Source organism: Chrysanthemum yellows phytoplasma, assembly GCF_000803325.1.
Lineage (GTDB): Bacteria > Bacillota_I > Bacilli_A > Acholeplasmatales > Acholeplasmataceae > Phytoplasma > Phytoplasma asteris.
Genome location: NZ_JSWH01000089.1, coordinates 1 through 3,387, shown reverse-complemented (window position 1 = coordinate 3,387; position 3,387 = coordinate 1). Strand labels below are relative to the sequence as shown.

The 3,387-nt window shown below is 25.1% G+C and carries 2 protein-coding genes; both read right to left on the bottom strand.

The features are described from left to right. Nucleotides 1-646: 646 nt before the first annotated feature. Nucleotides 647-1,231: a hypothetical protein gene (locus OL66_RS01590; protein ID WP_034172197.1), complete on the bottom strand. Its 585-nt coding sequence runs from the start codon at nt 1,229-1,231 to the stop codon at nt 647-649. 163 nt (nt 1,232-1,394) lie between these two features. Further along, nucleotides 1,395-3,167, bottom strand: coding sequence for a transporter substrate-binding domain-containing protein (locus tag OL66_RS03610; RefSeq protein WP_052177938.1), 1,773 nt, complete (start codon nt 3,165-3,167; stop codon nt 1,395-1,397). Nucleotides 3,168-3,387: the final 220 nt, after the last annotated feature.

The window sequence follows — 3,387 nt, the reverse complement described above, 5'->3', positions numbered from 1 at the left end:
TTCAGTTTTCAAAGATTAAGGTAGTTTTGGTAAAAATTTGTGAAAAAATAAATTAAGAATAAATAATCAAAATATGCAATTTAGCAAGTTACAAATAATTAAAAAATAATTAAAAGTTGTTGTTTTTGCTTTCAAAAAATGTTTTCAAAGCAAATAAAATCGCAATACCTTTTTTATTATATCACATAAAAAAACAAATAGCAAATGTTTTGTTGCTTTTTTTTCAAAATTAAAAAAATAATTGAAATTTGGCAAAATAATTGCTAAAATAAATGGCAAATGTTTGGATGGTTTTAAGATTGAATTCCGGCAAATTTGGTCTGTCGAAATTGCGCTTCAAAAACGCACAACATAATTACTATAATATTATAACAAACATTTTAGGATTTGGCAAGTAAAAAAATACTTTTGTTAAATTTTGTGCAAAATTATATTTTTTTGTAAATGTTTTGGGATATCGATGAAAAATTTGTTATTAAAAAAAGATCAAAAAGGAGATGGTATATTTTTAAATAAAACTTTGAGAACCACTAAAAGCGTTTTGTTCGTTTTGCTGTTGTCTAACTGTTGCGTTGCGTTTCTTTAAACAAATAAAAAACCTTAAAAATAAAAAAAATCCATTGATGGATTGTTGCTATTTGAAAGTCTATATTCGTTTTAATTGTGTTTGGAAATAGCTTTTTACTTCTTCCATATTGAGTTGTTTAGGTTTGAGGTTCCCTTTTTCGTTGGCTTGCATAAAGGTTTGTTTGTACCACAATAATAACTTTTGATAGATACAAAAATCTAGATAATAATTAGTGGATGGAGTTGGTACAAAGTTGGGGTGGGGGTTGGTTTGGGATTTGGCTTCTTGTTGTTGTTGTTCTAAACATTTTAATGCCACCAAAAACCAAGATAAAGAAGTGTTGTAAGGCATAAATCCTTTTATTTCCCATTGAATACAACACTCCAATATCAAGATAAAATCAGTGTTAATAAGGGAATATTTGTGTTTATTGGCATAAAACAAATGAAAACTATTAATATAATGCTTTCTTTGTTGCATCTCTAATACCCATAAATCAAATGATAAATAAAAATAATTTCTTTTCATATCTAAAAACGGTTGCATAGCTTTATTATTTTTGCAAGTATTTAAACAATGATCATACATACCAAATTCTTTTCTTAAAGCACATAAAGCAAGATCAGAGGCATAAGGATAAAGTTCATAAGGTATAATTCTCAATTTTAATATCTCCTTATTTTTAAATACTTTCTTAATAGTAAAAGTTAATTGTTTTGTTGGTTGTGTGGTTTGGTTGTTTGGTTGTTTGGTGGTTTTTTGATTTTAATTTATAAAAGAAGTAAAATAAATATTTATTAAAATGTTAAAAAATGCTTTTTTCTTATTATATCATTTTCTTTTTAGTTTTTTTATCTAAATAATTTGTCATTCTTACTAAAAATAAATAAATGATACTTACAATAAAATAAGGAGTAATTTGATCATAATCAAATACTTTATTTCTATCTGCTTGCCAAATAAAGCCCATAAATCCAACAACAGAAAATAATGCAGTATCTTTAATATTTAGAATAAATTGTTGCCAAATAAAAGGTTTAGTTCTTTGTAATCCTTGTTCAAATAAAATATATTTAAAGACTTGTTTTTGATTCATTCCTAATGAATAAGCAGCCTCAATTTGTCCTTTATCCAACATTTTAATATTATGCATGAATAAATTAGTTAAATTAGCAATAGTATTTAGAGAAATAACTAATAAAGTAGTAATAAAAGGAGTAGCTAAAAAAGGATAAGGAGGATTTTTTAAATAACCAAATAAGGATAATAAATTCCAACATAACAATGCTTGAACCATAATAGGAACAGCATTTAGAAAAATAAATAACTCATCAATTAATTTAGATAGCCCTTTATAAAGATAAAAAGCTAATAAAGAATTATTTTTTTTATTTTGTTTTTCTGCATAAATCTTAATTTTAACAAAAAGCAAAGTAATTAAAAATCCTACAATAACACTATCAATAGCCACCATAAAAGAAAAAACAAACGGTTTTTTATAAGTTGGTAATGTTTTCCAAACTTTTTGCCAAAAAGTAATTTCAGTTTTTTTATCACCATTAGAATTATTTGATTGTTTTATTTGTATATAATCTTGGGTAGCTGGTTTTAAAAAATTCTCATTATAATATTTTGTTTGTTCTGACTGATAAGAACTTTCATAAACAGCTTTAACAGCTTGTTGGAATTTTTCTTCTGATACTTTAGGATTGTGTTGTGCTTGTCTAATGAAAAAACCAAAAGGCTCAAAGGCAGGTTCTGCAAATTCATTATCTACAAATTCTAAAGTGGTAAGTTCGCCTGTTGTATCACTATTAGCAATACCTTGAGCAACTGGAGTATCAGTAATAAAACCATCTACTATGCCATCTTTAACTGCATTAACACAAACAGCAGAATCTGGATTAGTTAGTACTTTGGGGTCTGCTTCAGTACCTTCATATTTAAAATTATTTTTATGGTTTATTAGATGGTCTTTTTCTATTTGTATATGAAAAACAGCCCCTTCCATAAGCATTAATTTTATTTTTTCATTGTCTTGTAATTCAACATTATTGTTTTTTAAAGTTATCAATTCTTGATTGGGTAATTTAAATTTTTGAAAAAATTCTTTTTTATTCTTTTTAATTAAAATACTTGCTGTTGCTTTTAAATAATCAATTCCTTTAACAACTTCATTACGTCTAGGAGTATTATTCATAGAACCAATTATAAAATCTACTTGTCCACTTGTTAGAGCATTTAGTACTCCTGTAAAACTACTATAAACTTTAATATCTAATTTATAACCTAGTTTATCTGCTAAAGCTTTACAAAATAAAACATCAGAACCGTTAACATATTGTCCATCTACAGTTTTTAAACTACCTCCAACACCTTCCTTACCATCAAAAGCTAAAGGAGGCATAATATTAATAGTTCCTAAAACTAAAGTATCTGTTTTGTCACTTGTATTATCATTAGTTACTTTTTTTTCAAAGACCCCAAAAACATAAAGATGCATTAATACCCACGACCAAAAGCAAATATGAATTAAATTAAATCTTAGAATGTGTTTTTTATTTTTTCGTATATATCCAATAATATTGCTGTCTTGCATAAACGAGATACCATAAATCCTTTACTTTTATTTTTTTATATAACAAATTTAATTTACCATTAACTATAATATAACATAAAAAAAATGCTTAAATAAACTTATTTAATAAATAAATTTTTTGCCTTTAAAATACCTTGCAAAACTGTTAAATTAATTTATTTAAATATTTTTTTATTCACCAAACTTATAAAAATAGAAAACTACCAAATGGTAGCTTTCT